This is a genomic window from Aurantivibrio plasticivorans (assembly GCF_055392955.1).
This window is the reverse complement of sequence record NZ_AP036020.1, coordinates 979,159-996,170: the sequence shown is the minus strand read 5'-3', so window position 1 is coordinate 996,170 and position 17,012 is coordinate 979,159. Positions and strand designations below refer to the sequence as shown.

Sequence of the window (17,012 nt, the reverse complement as noted above, 5' to 3'; positions counted from 1 at the left end):
CACAAAATAGTAACAATCGCGACACACAGCGACTCATGCTAAACTGCCCAACCGAGCACTAGCGCCCCTTTTCATTTCGGGAACCTAGCCCCCCTCTTTGGTGATCCGGTTTTTTTGATTTATGTTTCTGTCTTTCTTTGAATCCCTCCAGTTTGCACTTGGTATCACCGCGCCTATTTTTTTATTGGTCATTCTTGGTATTAGCCTGCGCCGGCTGGGCTGGATAGATGAGGCATTTATTAATAAAGCATCGTCACTCGTTTTCTCTGTCGGGCTGCCCACCGTGCTGTTCATTAATATCGTGCAGGCGCCGTTAGCCCAGCTAGTCAGTTTTAAATTAATCGGTGTTGGTTTATCAGGAACACTACTGGTTTTTTTCTTGTTTTGGCTAGTAGCGCCGATGTTCGTCAACCACAAAAAAGAAGTCGGCGTCTTTGTTCAAGGTGGATATCGCGGCAACATGGGAATTATCGGCCTGGCGTTTTGTTTAAGTGCTTATGGTGACGACGGCGTCGTCACCATTTCAATCTATATGGCAATTCTCACAATTCTGTATAACATTCTTGCCGTGTTTATTCTCACCAAAACCCTGAGTGATAGCTTTGATCAACAAGCGCTGACCAAGGCTATTTTTAGAAATATTGTTAAAAACCCATTGATCATTGCTATTTGTTTGGCGCTATTGCTGTCAGCCGTTAACGCGCAACTACCTTATACCTTAATGCAAACCGGCGCTTACATTAGTGATATGACCTTGCCACTAGCCCTATTGTGTATCGGTGGCAGTATCAGCCTGAAAGAACTAAGAGCGTCGAGCGGTGTCTCTTTGGCCGCCAGCATGAGCAAACTAATTGTGGCACCAGCCATCATTCTCGCTATCGCCATGCCGTTTAATTTTGCGCCGATGGAATTAGGGGTGTTATTTCTTATGTCCGCCGCGCCTACCGCAACCGCATCCTACATCATGGTCCAGGCGATGAACGGCAACGGCACCCTAGCAGCCAACATTGTTGTTTTAACTACCCTCCTATCAATCGTGACCGTGAGCACTGGCATAGTGCTGTTGCGCAGCGCGAGCCTTATCTAACTCAGAGCCGACTCACCCAGCCTCCAAGTTCTAATCTTCATAATTTCCGTAGTTTCTCAGGCGCATTTTGGACAGGCCGTAAAGCCTAGCTATGCTTAAAGGTAGCCCTTTCAGAAGGTGCATATTCCTGACTGTAAAAATGGAGACACGGGAAATGAAGTGGTTCATGAACCTAACCCTGGCTAAAAAGCTGGCCCTTTTGTTATCGCTTAGTGGATTAATCCCAATGGCACTAGTTGCTGTTATGGCTTATCGCACAGCAGAACAAGACCTACAGCAACAGGCCTTTAATCAGCTGCAATCAATACGAGACATAAAGGCAAGTGCAATCGAACGCTATTTTGCTAGCGTCGATCAGCAGGTCTTATCGATGGCAAGAGACCCTTTTATCGTCGAAGCGATGCAAGTATTAACGCCCGCATTTGCACAAGCACGCAGTGGGTCTTTGACCCCATTGAGTGAGATGCGCCGCTCGCTCGCTGAGTATTACAACCAGGATTTCGCGTCGCAGTATCGAGAAAAAAATAGCAGCTCACCAAACGTAAGTGCCATGTTGGACGGTTTGGATGAACAAGCTGTAGTCATGCAATACCATTACATCAGTAACAACTCCAACCCGTTGGGCAACAAACATTTACTGGATTCTGCCGCAGCAACCTCGGGGCTCGAATACCACCCGTTACACGCGAAGTATCATCCGTTTGTACGTGACTTCTTGGAGCGATTTGGTTATTACGATATTTTCCTGATCGACTCTGTCACAGGCGATATTGTGTATTCGGTTTTTAAGGAACTGGATTATGCAACTTCTTTATATGATGGCCCTTATGCCAACACCAATTTTGCTAGTGCATTCCAAGCCGCCAACACACTCGCCCAAGGCGAAACTATTCTCGTCGATTACCAGCCTTACCTACCTTCTTACGAAGCACCTGCATCGTTTATTGCCACCCCTATTTTTTCCTCCCAGGGTCGGGAAGGTGTTTTGATATTTCAGATGCCTTTGGAACCCGTTAACGCCATCATGACGCAGCGCACAGGAATGGGAGAAACAGGCGAAACCTATTTGGTAGGCTCGGACCTACTGATGCGTTCAGATTCTTACCTCGACCCAACCAACCACTCGGTTTCCGGATCATTTAGCAACCCTGAGAAGGGGAAAGTCGACACGGCAGCAACGAAAGCTGCTCTCGCGGGAACAACAGGCAAGGAAATTGTACTCGATTACAACGGCAACCCTGTTTTATCTGCTTATGCACCGATAAAATTTGGAACATTCCAATGGTCAATCCTCGCTGAAATTGACGAGGCTGAGGCCTTCGCTTCCATATACGGCCTGAAAAACACCATGCTACTCGCCGGTGCCATCGTGCTAGGGCTAATTGTCGTTGCGGCACTCTTAATTGCAAAACAACTGGCGTTGCCAATTTTGAACCTTGGCCGTGTTATTCAAGATGTGCAACGAACGGGTAACTTCGACATAAATCTAGACAATCCGTATAGCGATGAAGTGGGAGAGACTAGCCGTGCATTTTCAGCCCTTCTAAATGATGTATCAAATAACTTTAGAGAAGTGACAAATGTCTTAAGTGGTATAAATGAAGGTGACTTTTCACGCTCAGTCGGAGGCGATTATGTTGGTGAACTCGCCACCTTAAAAAGCGGTATAAACAATACAGTTAGTCAACTTGCTGAGAGTACAATAGCGCAGAAACGCGCCGCTGAAGAAGCCGAACGTTCTGCAGAAAAAGCACAATCTATTGCTGCCGAAGCGCAAACCCAAGCGACCGAAGCGTTGCGAATTAAGCAAGCACTTGATGTGAGTAATACGTCCATCATGATTACCGATAATGAATTCAATATCATTTACCTAAATGAATCTTCCGGTAAATTAATGGGTGGCCTAGAACCTCAAATAAAGCAGTCTCTACCACGCTTTGATGCAAGTTCATTGATAGGCACTAACATAGATGTGTTCCATCAGAACCCACGTCACAATCGCGAGGTGCTTCGAGGTTTAACACAAAGCCATACGAGTCGCATTGAAATAAGCGGGCTAACACTACAGATATCAGCAACCGCTATTCGCAATGAAAACAATGAGTTTTCAGGTGCCGTGGTTGAATGGCAAGACTTAACCGCACAGTTGGCAGCCCAAGAGGAAGAACGCATCAAATCCGAAGAAAATGAACGCGTAAAACAGGCACTCGATTGTGTTTCAACGAATACCATGATTGCGGATGCCAACAATGAAATCATTTATTTAAATCATGCCATCGTTGACATGATGAAAAATGCAGAAAGTGATTTACGAACGGCGCTGCCTAATTTCGATGCGGGCAAACTCATGGGCCAATCGATGGATAATTTCCACCGCGATCCCAACCACCAACGTAGCTTAATCAACTCTTTAAAAGGCACTCATCAAAGTGAGGTGAGCGTTGGAGGCCGAACCTTTAGCCTAACCGCCAATCCTATTTTGAATGAAGGTCAACGCATTGGTACCGTTGTTGAGTGGTTGGACCGCACCGACGAAGTCGAGATTGAGCGTGAAGTAGATAAAGTCATCGCGGCGGCGGGGACTGGCGACTTTAATCACCGAATTGATGCACAAGGGAAAGAAGGTTTCTTCAAAACCCTCAGCGACGGTATCAATTCGCTCGTGAGCACCACACAGGCTGGTCTTGACGATGTAATCCGCGTCCTCAGCGCCATGGCTAGTGGAGACTTAACTCAGCGAATCGAAAAAGACTATCAGGGATCATTCGCGCAATTAAAACAAGATACCAACCAAACATGCGATACGCTCGCCGAGGTAGTAGAAAAAATCAAACTCTCGGCGGACACTGTTTTAAACGGTGCAGAGGAAATCGCCAAAGGCAATACCGACTTAAGTCAACGCACTGAAGAGCAAGCGTCATCCCTGGAAGAAACAGCCTCTAGCATGCAAGAAATGACAGAGAGCGTACAGCAAAATTCAGAGAACGCGGAGCACGCCAACAGTATCGCTAGGGAAGCACAAGATCGAGCACGCCAAGGTGGCGAAGTGGTCAGTAATGCTGTGGTATCAATGGAAGAAATAAATACTTCAAGTAAAAAAGTTGTCGACATTATTGGCGTCATCGACGAGATTGCCTTCCAAACCAATTTACTTGCACTTAACGCTGCGGTCGAAGCAGCACGTGCTGGCGAGCAAGGAAGAGGCTTCTCTGTGGTTGCAGGCGAAGTGCGTAACCTTGCTCAACGCTCTGCCGATGCGGCAAAAGAAATTAAAACACTGATCGAAGAAAGTGTAGATAAAGTCAGCGCTGGCACAAAATTGGTAAATGAGTCAGGGGACACTCTCAGCAACATTGTGGAGTCGGTTGAAAAAGCTAGTCAAATGATTCAGCAAATAGCCAACGCGACGCAGGAGCAAACCTCTGGCATTTTACAGGTTAATACTGCCGTCACTCAGATGGATGAAATGACCCAACAAAATGCCGCTCTAGTGGAAGAAGCGACTGCAGCCGGTGAAAACATGGCAGAGCAAGCTAGAGCCATGACGTCTGCGGTAGGTTTTTTCCGAACACGTTAATCGACCACTCGACATAAAAAAACCGAGCTGTTTTGCAGCTCGGTTTTTTTATGTCGTACCCGTTGAGTTCTTTATTCAGTTAAGCAACCCATAAACACCGATTGAATATGATCGCTTTCGAGCTTCACCGTTCAGTGATTTAACTCGAACTGACTCCCCCAACCCTAAATTTTTTGAAAGATAGCGTGTATCACTGGTACCTTCATCAAAGCTAACCCCAACAGCTTGAGGGAAGAAATAGCCAAGCACATCGCCCTTTTCCAAGCCAACGGTTACCGGAAAATCATATCGATTTAGACCAGGGCTTGTTACATTAATCAGCTTACTTTCCCAAATCACCACCAGATCATCATTAACTGGTCGAAGTATTTTGACTTGAAATGGCACCGCTGTTGAGAAATAACCAGACACACCGGTTAAAGCACCGCCACGCGGTACAGGGTGAGCCAAGTCTACGAGCATTAACGACTCATCTTGTACGGTGGAACGTTCGACTAATTCACCACCAACATAATCAAGCAAATCACCTTGCACTAAAAATACTTTGAGCGCGTCAATCTGTTGCTGCACAAATTTTCTCACTTGCCCCCGTAATTGCGAAGACTCTTGAGTGCGTGAAGACTTCTCAGTATCTAACACACCAAGCACGCGATTCAGCTCATCAATATCGGCTTGTTTGACACGCGAATCAGTTTCTAATTCAGCAATACGGGTATTGGCTTCAGCGAGCTGGTTTTGAAGCGCTTGGTTTTGATTCATCAACTCTTGGGTTTGCGGTGGAGTTTGGCAGGCAGATAGCGTTAACACAGCCCCTACCATCGTCATTGCTTTCCACATAAAGCGCCTCTCTTATTTATTCGTTTGAAACTTGATTTTCAACCTTAAACATCATCGTACTCATTAACGCTTGATCCAAGGTTAAGTCGATAGTGTAAGCGCCGGCTGAAAATCCCTCGACCGCTCTATCTATCGTAAAAAACTTAACCCCAGACTTACCACTAACAATAACGGGAACTTGGGCAATTTGCACACTACGAGACCCATCGTATAAAACAGCCTGTAGAACGGTTGTTGGATTTACAAAATTTTCAAACTCAAATCCAATATGCAATGTGCGCTCTACTGCAACGACCTCAGGTTGAGCACCCACAACGTCGGTGAATGCTTCGCCAGATATCAAGAGTGTGGATATTTTTGGCTGTCTGGCAATAAAGTCTTGTTGAATCGCAGTTTCTAAACTCGCCTCCAACGCAAAAAGTCGCTCACTGTTTTTGTAAAGGTCACGGGCAGCTAGTAACGTATTACGTGCCGTATCAAATTCAGTCGCATTTATGGCTTGCTCTATGCGTTGCGAAAGCTGCATCTCGACGGAACGTAGCCCTTGCTGTGCACGCGCATTGTCTGCATCGCGAGATAAAACTTGGCGATACACATCATGAGCGCTTTCACCTCTCGGAGCAATTAGCGCCCCTTGCTCGAGCTGCTCATCGGCTTTTGCGAGTAAGCCTTCTAATTCTCGCTGTTCTTTACGCGCATCGGCGGCTTGTTGCTGCAGTCGATTAAGCGCGGTATGTTCTGCATCAATAGCCAGCCCTTTTTCTACGTAATCGAGTGCCGCCAACCAATTTTCGTCGTCCATCTCTGCTTGCGCAAATTCCCTATAACGATCAACAATGTTTGATTTACCCAATAACGCATTAGGATTGTTGGGATCAAGGACCAATGCTTCATCGTATTTTGCTAGCGCATTGTTGTTTTTTGGCGACGTCAGTTGATTTGCTTCTAAAAGTTTATTCCCCTCAGCCACTCGCTGCTCGGCCTGCGTCACACCTTCAAGTTGCTCTTTTAGCGTCAGCAATTTCGCGTCATCCGCAGAATCATCAAATGTAGCTTCAAGCGAGTCGATGTAGCGTTGTGCATCAGCGACGTCTCGGTTGCCTAAGGCATCCCGAATACGGCGGTAGTGGAATTCACGCAGTTCTTTTAAGCCCCACTCAGCTTTTTTATCCTCAGGTGAGCTGGACAACACATCACGGTATAGCTGAGCCAGTTGTGGCGCAACATCGAGGTTTTCATCAAGCTCTTCGCGCAAGCTTCTTGCGTCGACTGTTTCTTCCAACGCATTATTAGCTGGCTCGACTCCCGCCTCTGCAACCGACTGCTGATCGGGTGCCACAGCACTCGTTTCCAGCAGGTTGTCGGTAGAGGCTGAAAGCGTGCCATCGGAAGGACTTGTCGGGCGCGGGGCAGCTTCTGTTTGCTCAGGTGACACGGTTGCTTGTTCAGAAAACGCTGCTGCGTTTTCAGATGCCAAGGACGTTTCAGCAACAGAGGGAGTGGAAATGGAACGAGAATTTTTCGCAGGTAATTCGAGGCCCAGCGCGATATAGATTTCATCCCGCCACACCAAGCTTTGCTTTACGCCCTCTGCCACCCACTGATTCACCGGAGGCGGTAATTGATGCTGAAAATGAACGGCACCGGCCGTTATCGCCACCAGAACCAATATCACTGCTAGCCACCACTTGGCAGAAGAACTCTTTTCGTCGCTGTATTGGCGACGATCTTCGGCATCAATCGAAACAACTTCTTCCTGCTGGGTACGACTCGCCGACGTTGCGGTTTTCCCAGTTTTCGAGTGCCGGCCTTCCGCGCTGCCATTGACGCGAGTCCGACGCTTGACGGCTGCAGTGCCAACTGGCGTTTTTTGGCTGACACGATTGGCAACCTGGTGATTATTGAGCACCTTGGCCTTATCAACATTGGCGGCGGCTGTCGTGTGAGTGTTGACTGCAGTTGCCGCAACCGTGGTTTTGTCAGGGTTGTTTTTGGGTACGCTTGTGTGAGAAACAGCTTTCGCTTTGCCACTCAGCGCAGAGGAGCCGGTTGGAATACTGCCGCTGACAATGGTTGGCGATTCGGTGTCATGGGTATCAACACTCACAGTCACAGCACGGTCGGCCAGCTTTTCAATTGTTGTGAGGTCTTCTTCTGTTATCTGCGAAAGCGCATCGGCGAGTTCTTGACCCGTTTGATAACGCGCCTCAGGTTCCTTGGCTAGCACTTTGTCTATGATGGGCTGCATCAACAGGAGGTTTTTGGGAAGGCGCGGAATATCGTCTGATACATGCTTGATACCCACAGCCACGGCAGAATCCGCATCAAAAGGCACATGACCAGTGAGCATCAAAAACAACACGACGCCCAAACTGTAAATATCACTTCGTGGATCGACTGGTTTACCTTTCGCTTGCTCTGGACTCATGTAATGGGGCGTGCCAATCGCAGTGCCCGTCTGAGTCATGCCCGATGTTGCATCGGACATGGTGGCGATCCCAAAGTCCATTAATACCGCGTGGCCATCCTCCTCGTGCAGCATAATGTTTTCGGGTTTGACGTCCCGGTGAACGTAACCTTTGCGCCCAGCGTAATCCAACGCTTTGGCCACATCTTTCACAGCATGGATACGTCGAGACAAGCTTAGGGATTTACGCTGCTGCTTGAGGTCTGTGCCAGGCACATATTGCATGGACAGAAAATGGAAGTTTTCGTGAACACCCACATCGTAAACCGTCACAATATTTGGGTGAACGAGCTGGCTTACTATTTTCGCCTCGCTAAGAAAGCGCGCGGTGAACTTTGCATCTTCAGCCAGGGACGCGTTCATGACCTTGAGAGCGACTTCGCGCTCAAAGCTTTCTTGAATCGCCAGAAAGACGGTGGCCATGCCACCTTTACCAAGCGTTCTAACGATTTTATAACCTGGTATATCCATTTCTTATCTCGAACCCAAAGCTGCTTGTGCCAGAAAAGATCCCCAAAATCCAACGAAACTGGCTCAATCACCTATTCTAGCGAAATTCAATCTCAGCGGGGTACAAGTCGGATGATCAACCCCATAGTGCCGACATAAGGGCCGATATGAGGGGCACTCCAAATGAGCAAACTACATCAACAATGCGCTCGAAATTTAGCTATTTTGGGCTTAAGTATAGACACTTTGCGTTACAACACCCTATCAAATAGAGCACTCGACCTTAGCGGCGCCTTCGCACCCACCACATGTAGATGCCCGTAAGACCTAGAATGACGAATAGAATCGCCATTGCATCCATCCACAACACTCCCCACGTTCCCGCAATACGCCCACTGTGGATATCTAAAATAAATCTTTCCCAGCTAATACTATTGCCGGTGTAACGAGAAATGAGGTGATTGGCGTCTGAGACATCAAGGGCCGCTGCAATCGACGGCTGGTACTGACCAACACTAGCTGGCTGCCAGTCCAACGCATCGATATCTAACGAATAAAGGTCCCCTTCTTGAATACTCATACACAGGGTGGAGCCACAGCGACCTATATTCTCGATGGGGGCAGGTAAACCCATGTATTCACCGGCGCGTTCGACGATTTGCCCGTCCTCCGTTGCCAGCAATAGCTCCTCACGACACGCAATCACAATTAGCTCGTCGGTCGCAGCCACCCCCACCAAGCGACCATCGCAGCGACCTAGTACGCGCTCGCTCAACAGCACCACATCGTCACTCAATTGAATGATTTGAACCTTTCCGCCACCAGAACGAGATACATGAAAAGCCGTTACGACCTCAACATCGAGCCCATAGACACTACGCTGCATGCTGGCGGGGAGAGGATAATCAGAAAGAGAAAAGCGCTCGGTGTGATTGAGCAAAATACCAGTGATCGAAAGCCAAACAACAAAGAGTGCGGCGAGAATTCCTATGCGCCTATGCCAGCGCCAGAGTATAAATCGTATTCGAGGTGGTTTAATCGGCATTCGCGCTTATCAGTGTGGCTACTTGCTGGTCAAAAAAGAGCGCCAGTTTAGCGACTTTTTTTGCAGCCCGCACGGATAAGGTGGCTCCGGTAATACCATCGATGTCACCGGACAGTTGATAAGAATCACTTTCCTGGCCTCGTAGAGACAAACCAAGGAACTGACGGGTAAAGAAATCGTGGCGGATCTCCCAGCCTCGGCTCTCTCGAAACACCAACACTTGCAGGTCGGCGATTTGATCATTGTCGACCACCACACCCATGGTGATGGGTCGATCTTTTCCTATTTCATCAAGTACCCAGGCAGTGCGGTCGTTCAACCGCCAGTAGCGGACTCGTAGCTTGGCGTATGAGTGCCCGAGTATTTTCTTTGCCTCTGCTTTTAGGTCGGCATCTAGCCATAGCGTCTCACGCTGAATTGGAGGCGATACCCCGTCCCCCTTTATTGGCTCGCCGGGAAACGCCAGAGCGAGGAATTCCGACAAGGATAAATAGGCTGACTCACCGGCGCGCAACCCAGGTGCAAGCAGCAACGACCCCACAAGCAACAGCGTGGTGAGCGCTTGGTGTATTTTCATCTTGCCAGCAACATTCATATCGAGGGTTATCAGAACCTTTAAATAGCGACGCTTTTAGGATTTTTAAAACGGCAAAGCCAAGGCCAAAGCCCTGGCTTTACTGACTGTATAGAGCAAGCGAGTACTTACTTAGAACGCCCAGCCGACACCCAGGTTGAAGCCATTAAACTCGTTGCTTCCATTTTCAGCATCTGGGCCTTCCATCAACTGGTAGTCAGCTTTGAAGACGACCTCAGGGGTCAGCCAATAGTTGATACCGATGTCGGTTTGAATATATTCACTATCAGCCGAGTCTCCCGCCGCCGTATCCCAAACACTATAGCGCGCAAAGACACCAATATCGCTAGTCACTTTAAAGCTTGGCTCTACGTACCAGCCTTTTTGCTTATCGGCACCTGCACCATTAACGAGTAACTCTACATCGTCATCCAAATCCCACTGAGCATAGAGCGCGCGAATACTGAAAGGCCCAGTGTTATAGATAGCGTGAGCTTCTAGTAATGTGGCTGAAATACCTTCGGCTACCTCTGAGCCAGAAACAAACTCCGCGCCTTGCATGACATCATTTTGATATTGCAAGGTTGCACTTAATTCTAGACCAGCAACACCCGTGTACTTAATGCGACCGGTCCCCGCTAAATCACTCGCAGGCGCTTCGGACACTTTTTTACGCCCAGAGCGAGTACCACGGTATTCAGTACCATTGAATGATTCCAAGCCTGAGTGCAGGCCAATATCATAGCTCAGACCTGGCGCACCAAATTCACCGCTAAGACCAAGACCGGCTTCCCACCAAGTACTTGGGATGATGTTTTTCTCGACGTTGTTGCGCTCTACACCATAAAACGTATTAGGCTCATGCGTTTCGTTTAGAATCCCCACTGGTACCAAAAACACACCAGCTTTGGCGCGTTGCGATTCAGCCAAGTCCCACTCAATGAACGCTTGTTCTATTTCAACTTCACCATTTTTTCCTTCACCTGCGAGGGCATGCTCGATCTCAACTTCCGAGAAAAAGCGAACCGAATCTGAAAAGGCATAGTTAAAGAATAAAACGAAGCGATGGATATCCACCTCTTCCTTACGCTCGCGCGCCGCGCCTTCACCACGGTTTTGTAGATTGTTGTAATGAACTTCGCCATAACCACCGATCGACAACTTGCTATCACCGGCTGAACCAGCAGCAGTTTCCACTGCGTCGGCTGTTGCATCGATCTTTTTGTCGGTTTCTTTTACGTCACCTTTGAGGTCATCTATTTCCGCTTGCTGCTTTTGGATGATTTCCCAAAGCTCTTCAACGCTCGGTGCATCTTGTGCAAGCACGGGCATTGAGACCGCCCCTACTAACAAACCAGACAAGGCAGATCGTGTAAATTTCATAGTTCCCCCACGTAAAAGTGTACGCATAGTTGATCAATCAGAAGTCGCGCATCGTAATCTGAATGATAACGATTATCAACCGTAAGAGTAAAAAGTTATTATTTGTATGACCTGGCTCAATATGCGCACCGCAACACCAGGTTTGTCACGTCAACTCTAAGACTTAGGTGAATCAATAAAGCAGGGAGGGAAAAGAATAGAACGGTTTGAATTTAAGGAAGGTGTATCGAGAGCAGCACATAGTGTCCGCTCTCGATGGATAATACTGACGTTTACTCAGCGCTTTCTTCTGCGCCCACAGCGTCATCGATCAAAGGCTTCAGCTCACCTTTCTCATGCATTTCTGTGACGATATCGCAACCGCCGACAAGCTCTCCATTCACCCACAACTGAGGGAAAGTCGGCCAATTGGCGTATTTAGGTAGGTTCGCTCGAATTTCGGGATTGCTCAACACATCAACGTAAGCAAAGCGCTGACCACAACCCATGACCAGTTGCGACGTACGTTGCGAAAACCCGCACTGAGGCGCGTTGGGGGAACCTTTCATATAAAGAATGACTTTGTTCTCTGAAATCTGTTGTTTAATGGTGTCCATGATATCCATGCGACAAATCTACCTCTGATGACGTTAATTGGGTTAGTGGCTGTATCGGGTGACGAGAATCAATAGATCCGGTTCGCCTTAGCCAGCATTAGCTTTGCGGGAGTCGGCTATTCTACCGCAAGCACCGACAAGCAGCCAGAGAGCGCCCGTCTTTGGCCGTTTTCCTACGTTTAGGTTCCCTGCCCCCAACCTCCCCCGCCTGGCGTGGCAATGGTGAGCTTATCGCCAGCATTCACTTCCATCGCGCATTTAGCTGCCACGGGAACGCCATTGAGGAGATTCTCTCCGGCGCGAGCTTCGCCACCACCAGCCACCCCCCAAGGCCGAATAGTGCGACGCTCCGTTAGCAGCGATACACTGGCAGGTGCAAGAAACTGATATTCACGCACCAGGCCATTACCGCCTGCATGCTTACCTTCACCCGCTGACGCATCGCGGAGTTGATAGCGCTCGACCCGCAATGGGTAGTGCAACTCAACACTCTCAATGGGGGTGTTGAGTGTATTGGTCATATGGGATTGCACACCAGACAAGCCGGGAGCAATAGCGCTGCCCCCCATTCCACCGCCGATTGTTTCGTAGTAATCCCAACGAGGCCACTGTCCCGTGCCATGCGCCCCCATAGCGACGTTATTCATCGTGCCCTGACTAGCTGCCGGAATTTTATCGGGAATAGCTTGAGCCAAGGCTCCAAGCACGACATCGACCAATCGACTGGATGTCTCTACATTCCCTGCGGCAACGGCATGCGGGCGCTCAGCATTGATCAGCGAACCTTTTTGAGCGGAAATATGAATAGGTTTGAAAGTCCCCGCGCAGGCGGGTGTGCTTTCACTCATCAGGCAACGAAACACATAAAAAACCGCTGCCGCAGTCACTGGTAACGGGCAATTAATATTCCCTTCTACCTGCGCAGCGGTACCTTTAAAATCTAGGCTGGCAGTACCCTCTGCGATTGATAGCTGCACAGAAATGGGAATGCGAGTTTGGCCCAAGCCATCATCATCCATGTAATCTGTAAAACTGTATTGGCCGTCAGGAATTTCGCTTATCGCCGCTCTCGCTAACTGCTCACCATAAGCATTCAATCCAACGAGATGCTGCTGATAGCGTTCTGCTCCAGATTCTTCAATAAGTGCTTGAAGCCGCTCCTGTCCTAGGCGGTTGGCGCTGAGCTGCGCAGTAAAATCACCACGCGCCTGACGATTATCCTCATCCCCGACCAATTGATTCATAACATGATCGACTAGTATGTGCTCGCGCTGTATATGCGTCGGCGGAATGACGACACCCTCCTCCTCCAACCGACTAGAAATCGGCATAGAACCGGGGCTAGAGGCCCCAATATTGGCGTGATGCGCCCGGTTCGCCACAAACCCTAGCAACTGACTATTCACAAATACCGGCGCTATTACCGTGACGTCAGGAAGATGCGTTCCGCCTAAATAGGGGTCATTTACGACAACCTGGTCGCCAGGCAGCCACTCTACTTGCGATACAATATCTGCCATCGCATAAGCCATGCTACCAAGATGCACCGGGATGTGAGCCGCTTGCGCGCAAAGCTTGCCACTTTCATCAAACACCGCGCAGGAAAAATCCAGCCGATCTTTAATATTCGGTGAAAACGCCGTGCGTCGAAGCAATGCGCCCATTTCATCGCACACAGCCGCTATTCGGCTTGCAAATAAACTTAAAGCAATGGGGTTCATTATATTCCTACGTGATCGCCTAAGTGACAGCTCGAGATTTTATCTAACAATAGATCAACCAAACACCTGGGCCAATTCGACTATCTTGGGTTGTACTATTTTGCCACAGTGATGGCCAGACAATCATAGTCAGACGAGACTGTGAGCGGGTATTTGCCAACCATTAAATTTACTTATACTATTCGCCTTTGCTGTGTTTTTAGCCAACGGCTAACGCAGTGCAAAATTACCGAAAACAGGCAGCTCCTTCGCTGCCTGTTTTCTTTTTGGGCAACCGGATCTCGCACACTCGCCAAGACCCGCCCAAAAACCTGGTGGTAACAACGTGAGGAAATGATCATGCAAGTCCCAGAATTAATGAATGCCTATGCTCGCATCGACACTCTGTTTGTGCGTGGTGAAGGCACTCGCCTTTGGGACACCGAAGGTAAAGAATACCTTGATGCATTAGCCGGCATTGCCGTCTGCGGACTCGGCCACGCGCACCCAAAAGTATCTAAAGCCATTTGCGATCAAGCGCATACCATTACGCACACATCAAATCTGTTCCACAACGAACCACAGCAACGCCTCGCAAAAGCGTTGTGCGCACTCTCAGGAATGGACAACGTATTCTTTAGCAACTCCGGCGCTGAAGCCAACGAAGCCGCTTTAAAGATCGCGAGGAAGTACGGTAACGACAAAGGCATTAATAACCCAACCGTCATTACCTTTGAAAAAAGTTTCCACGGCCGCACGATGGCCACCATATCGGCGACGGCAAATAGCAAAGTTAAGGACGGCTTTTATCCACTACTGGACGGCTTCGTCCATGCACCATACGACGACATCGACGCACTTAAGGCCATTGCCGAAAACAACAAAGACATCGTGGCTGTCTTCGTCGAGCCCGTTCAAGGAGAAGGCGGCGTCAATGTACCCGCTGATAATTACCTCAGTGAATTGCGCGCACTATGCTATGCGAATGATTGGTTATTGATGCTCGATGAAATCCAAACAGGTATTGGCAGAACGGGCAAATTTCTAGCCTACCAACACACCTCGATCCAACCGGATGTCATCACCCTCGCTAAAGGACTTGGAAACGGGTTTCCTGTTGGCGCCTGTCTTGCGCACGGCAAAGCTGCGCTCGTCATTCAGCCCGGCAACCACGGCTCGACCTTCGGCGGGAATCCTTTGGCGAGCCATACAGCGAAAACCGTTCTCGATATAATCATCGAAGAAAACTTGGTGGAAAACGCGAACCGTATCGGCAAGAAAATTATCAGCGAATTGCAGGCAGCCCTAAACGACGTTGAAGGCATCGTTGATATCCGCGGAAAAGGGTTAATGATAGGCATTGAGCTAAACAAGCCCTGTGGCGAACTAGTCCAAGCAGCGCTAAATGAAGGGGTTGTACTTAACGTTACGGCGGGGAACGTCATTCGTTTACTACCTCCACTGATTTTTAACGACAGCGACGCCGACACCCTGATCCAAACCGTAACCTCACTAGTGAAAGACTTCTCATAACGCGAAGCGATTATTGATTATGGCTACTCGACATTTTTTGACACTACGCGACCTCTCTACCGACGAGCTGCGAGCGCTTATCCAGCGCGCGATCGAACTAAAAGCGCTTCAAAAGCAAAATGCCTGCCCTCAGGTGATGGAGCACAAAGTCATGGGGATGATTTTCGAGAAATCGTCCACCCGCACGCGCGTGTCATTTGAGTCCGGCGTTGCCCAAATGGGCGGCCATGCCATTTTCTTATCACCACGCGACACGCAACTTGGTCGAGGCGAGCCGATTGAAGACTCAGCCCGCGTACTCTCTCGCATGGTCGATATTGTGATGATTAGAACTTTTGGTCACGAGATTATCGAACGTTTTGCGCAGTATTCCAACGTACCGGTTATTAACGCGCTGACCGACGAATATCACCCCTGCCAGCTGCTGGCTGATGTACAAACATTCGTCGAACATCGCGGCGACCCACAAGGAAAAGTCGTTGCCTGGGTTGGCGATGGAAACAACATGTGTCATTCCTTCATCAATGCCGCACGGCAGTGGGATTTCGAGTTACGCATAGCATGCCCCGACGGTTTCGAACCCAATGAAACCTTACTCAAAGAGAACGCTAATCGCGTAACGCTTTGCAAATCACCTGCTGATGCGGTGAAAGATGCACACTGGGTTGCAACCGATGTGTGGGCATCGATGGGCCAAGAAGACGAACAAAATGCTCGACTCGATAAATTTAAAGGCTTTCAAGTCAACCATGATTTACTGTCTACTGCGCAAAGCGATGTACTATTCATGCACTGCTTACCGGCTCACCGCGGCGAAGAAGTATCGGCAGAACTAATGGAAGACAACAATATCTCCGTGGTTTGGGACGAAGCGGAAAACCGCCTTCATGCGCAAAAAGCGTTGGTAGAATTTTTATTGCGCGCCAGCAACTAGACTCACTCAAAACACGTTACCGCGAGCGCAATCTACCAAGCGCTCCGCGGCCAACCAAAGCCAAATCTACTTCGTCGCCACTCGCGCTACGCCTTCGATCACATTCTAAAAAATACGTCTTTTGAGTAGCGGACTTGCGTGCCACTCGCATAGCAAAACGTCAACAAGTTCTCAATTGCGGATGAAAAACTGTCCCTCGACGCCCCCCAAAGATTTCATCGAGTATACTCAAGCACTTATTAAACAGGAGAGACGATGTGCTTATTCTCAGCCGACGCAACGGCGAATCTTTTGTCATTGGAGACGACATAAAAATCACTGTGCTATCACAACGCAGTAATCAAGTTCGCATAGGTATCGAGGCGCCTCGCTCGATGCCAGTTCACCGTGAGGAGGTCATTGCTCGGCGCGAAAAAGAAGCGGCGCAAAATCAATCAAGGGCAACAAGTCGACACTCCTCTTCGACTACCGACACCTCGCTGAAGACCGAGCTAGTGATAGAGCGCGACTAATCTTCGTCGCGCTATATGTACTATCCACAATATAATAAATCGATATATCTGCCCGCAAACACCAGTCTTTTCAATCTACCCCCCACGAAAATTGCCACAGCAGATTAGTAGCCACTGACAACCCTTTTTACTCACACTTTATCCACAAGAAATCCGCCTTCTTATAGTCTTGCAAAACCCCCTAAACCGCATTATCTTGTATGCCAGTTTATGAAAACCCCTATATATAGGGGTGTGAGTGTCTCTGGATCGATTGTTTTGCACACCCTTGGGTCAGGTAATCAAGCCGTGTTCCAGACTTGTGCAGCAATCCAAAC

12 protein-coding genes are annotated in these 17,012 nt (G+C 48.8%); 5 read left to right on the top strand and 7 right to left on the bottom strand.

The window, feature by feature from the left end:
• Positions 1–121 precede the first annotated feature (121 nt).
• Together ACZ5NB_RS04370 and ACZ5NB_RS04365 are read left to right on the top strand one after the other, a co-directional pair.
• Positions 122–1,087 (top strand): AEC family transporter, encoded by a 966-nt coding sequence (locus ACZ5NB_RS04370; protein ID WP_460231771.1) that lies wholly within the window; start codon positions 122–124, stop codon positions 1,085–1,087.
• Positions 1,088–1,241: 154 nt separating this feature from the next.
• Positions 1,242–4,664: a methyl-accepting chemotaxis protein gene (locus ACZ5NB_RS04365; RefSeq protein WP_460231770.1), complete on the top strand. Its 3,423-nt coding sequence runs from the start codon at positions 1,242–1,244 to the stop codon at positions 4,662–4,664.
• A gap of 75 nt (positions 4,665–4,739) precedes the next feature.
• Here ACZ5NB_RS04365 and ACZ5NB_RS04360 read toward each other — a convergent pair whose 3' ends face one another.
• The 7 genes from ACZ5NB_RS04360 to ACZ5NB_RS04330 form a co-directional block, all read right to left on the bottom strand.
• Entirely contained in the window at positions 4,740–5,501 is a 762-nt protein-coding gene (locus ACZ5NB_RS04360; protein ID WP_460231769.1) for a hypothetical protein, read from the bottom strand.
• 16 nt (positions 5,502–5,517) lie between these two features.
• Positions 5,518–8,439, bottom strand: coding sequence for a protein kinase domain-containing protein (locus ACZ5NB_RS04355; protein ID WP_460231768.1), 2,922 nt, complete (start codon positions 8,437–8,439; stop codon positions 5,518–5,520).
• 262 nt (positions 8,440–8,701) lie between these two features.
• A complete protein-coding gene (locus tag ACZ5NB_RS04350) occupies positions 8,702–9,463 on the bottom strand; it encodes a PepSY domain-containing protein (RefSeq protein WP_460231767.1) in 762 nt (253 codons plus the stop codon).
• Entirely contained in the window at positions 9,453–10,040 is a 588-nt protein-coding gene (locus ACZ5NB_RS04345; RefSeq protein WP_460231766.1) for an FMN-binding protein, read from the bottom strand. Before ACZ5NB_RS04345 ends, ACZ5NB_RS04350 begins: the two co-directional genes overlap by 11 nt.
• 129 nt (positions 10,041–10,169) lie before the next feature.
• The gene (locus ACZ5NB_RS04340) at positions 10,170–11,420 is read right to left on the bottom strand and encodes a porin (RefSeq protein ID WP_460231765.1); all 1,251 of its coding nucleotides are present in this window, start codon (positions 11,418–11,420) and stop codon (positions 10,170–10,172) included.
• Between the two features lie 272 nt (positions 11,421–11,692).
• Positions 11,693–12,025 (bottom strand): Grx4 family monothiol glutaredoxin, encoded by a 333-nt coding sequence (gene grxD / locus ACZ5NB_RS04335; RefSeq protein ID WP_460231764.1) that lies wholly within the window; start codon positions 12,023–12,025, stop codon positions 11,693–11,695.
• A gap of 170 nt (positions 12,026–12,195) precedes the next feature.
• Positions 12,196–13,737 (bottom strand): hydantoinase B/oxoprolinase family protein, encoded by a 1,542-nt coding sequence (locus ACZ5NB_RS04330; RefSeq protein ID WP_460231763.1) that lies wholly within the window; start codon positions 13,735–13,737, stop codon positions 12,196–12,198.
• Positions 13,738–14,076: 339 nt separating this feature from the next.
• Between ACZ5NB_RS04330 and ACZ5NB_RS04325 the strand changes: the two genes are divergently transcribed.
• The 3 genes from ACZ5NB_RS04325 (at position 14,077) to csrA (ending at position 16,695) form a co-directional block, all read left to right on the top strand.
• A complete protein-coding gene (locus ACZ5NB_RS04325; protein WP_460231762.1) occupies positions 14,077–15,249 on the top strand; it encodes an aspartate aminotransferase family protein in 1,173 nt (390 codons plus the stop codon).
• A 19-nt stretch (positions 15,250–15,268) separates the two neighbouring features.
• Positions 15,269–16,183 (top strand): ornithine carbamoyltransferase, encoded by a 915-nt coding sequence (argF, locus tag ACZ5NB_RS04320; protein WP_460231761.1) that lies wholly within the window; start codon positions 15,269–15,271, stop codon positions 16,181–16,183.
• 257 nt (positions 16,184–16,440) lie between these two features.
• On the top strand, positions 16,441–16,695 hold the full coding sequence (csrA, locus tag ACZ5NB_RS04315) for a carbon storage regulator CsrA (RefSeq protein WP_460231760.1): 255 nt from the start codon (positions 16,441–16,443) through the stop codon (positions 16,693–16,695).
• Positions 16,696–17,012 lie beyond the last annotated feature (317 nt).

What these genes read in the sequence shown, in the direction of transcription:
- ACZ5NB_RS04370 (WP_460231771.1), top strand. Translation starts at nt 122, where the DNA reads ATGTTTCTGTCTTTCTTTGAATCCCTCCAGTTTGCACTTGGTATCACC.
- ACZ5NB_RS04365 (WP_460231770.1), top strand. Translation starts at nt 1,242, where the DNA reads ATGAAGTGGTTCATGAACCTAACCCTGGCTAAAAAGCTGGCCCTTTTG.
- ACZ5NB_RS04360 (WP_460231769.1), bottom strand. Translation starts at nt 5,501, where the DNA reads ATGTGGAAAGCAATGACGATGGTAGGGGCTGTGTTAACGCTATCTGCC.
- ACZ5NB_RS04355 (WP_460231768.1), bottom strand. Translation starts at nt 8,439, where the DNA reads ATGGATATACCAGGTTATAAAATCGTTAGAACGCTTGGTAAAGGTGGC.
- ACZ5NB_RS04350 (WP_460231767.1), bottom strand. Translation starts at nt 9,463, where the DNA reads ATGCCGATTAAACCACCTCGAATACGATTTATACTCTGGCGCTGGCAT.
- ACZ5NB_RS04345 (WP_460231766.1), bottom strand. Translation starts at nt 10,040, where the DNA reads ATGAAAATACACCAAGCGCTCACCACGCTGTTGCTTGTGGGGTCGTTG.
- ACZ5NB_RS04340 (WP_460231765.1), bottom strand. Translation starts at nt 11,420, where the DNA reads ATGAAATTTACACGATCTGCCTTGTCTGGTTTGTTAGTAGGGGCGGTC.
- grxD (WP_460231764.1), bottom strand. Translation starts at nt 12,025, where the DNA reads ATGGATATCATGGACACCATTAAACAACAGATTTCAGAGAACAAAGTC.
- ACZ5NB_RS04330 (WP_460231763.1), bottom strand. Translation starts at nt 13,737, where the DNA reads ATGAACCCCATTGCTTTAAGTTTATTTGCAAGCCGAATAGCGGCTGTG.
- ACZ5NB_RS04325 (WP_460231762.1), top strand. Translation starts at nt 14,077, where the DNA reads ATGCAAGTCCCAGAATTAATGAATGCCTATGCTCGCATCGACACTCTG.
- argF (WP_460231761.1), top strand. Translation starts at nt 15,269, where the DNA reads ATGGCTACTCGACATTTTTTGACACTACGCGACCTCTCTACCGACGAG.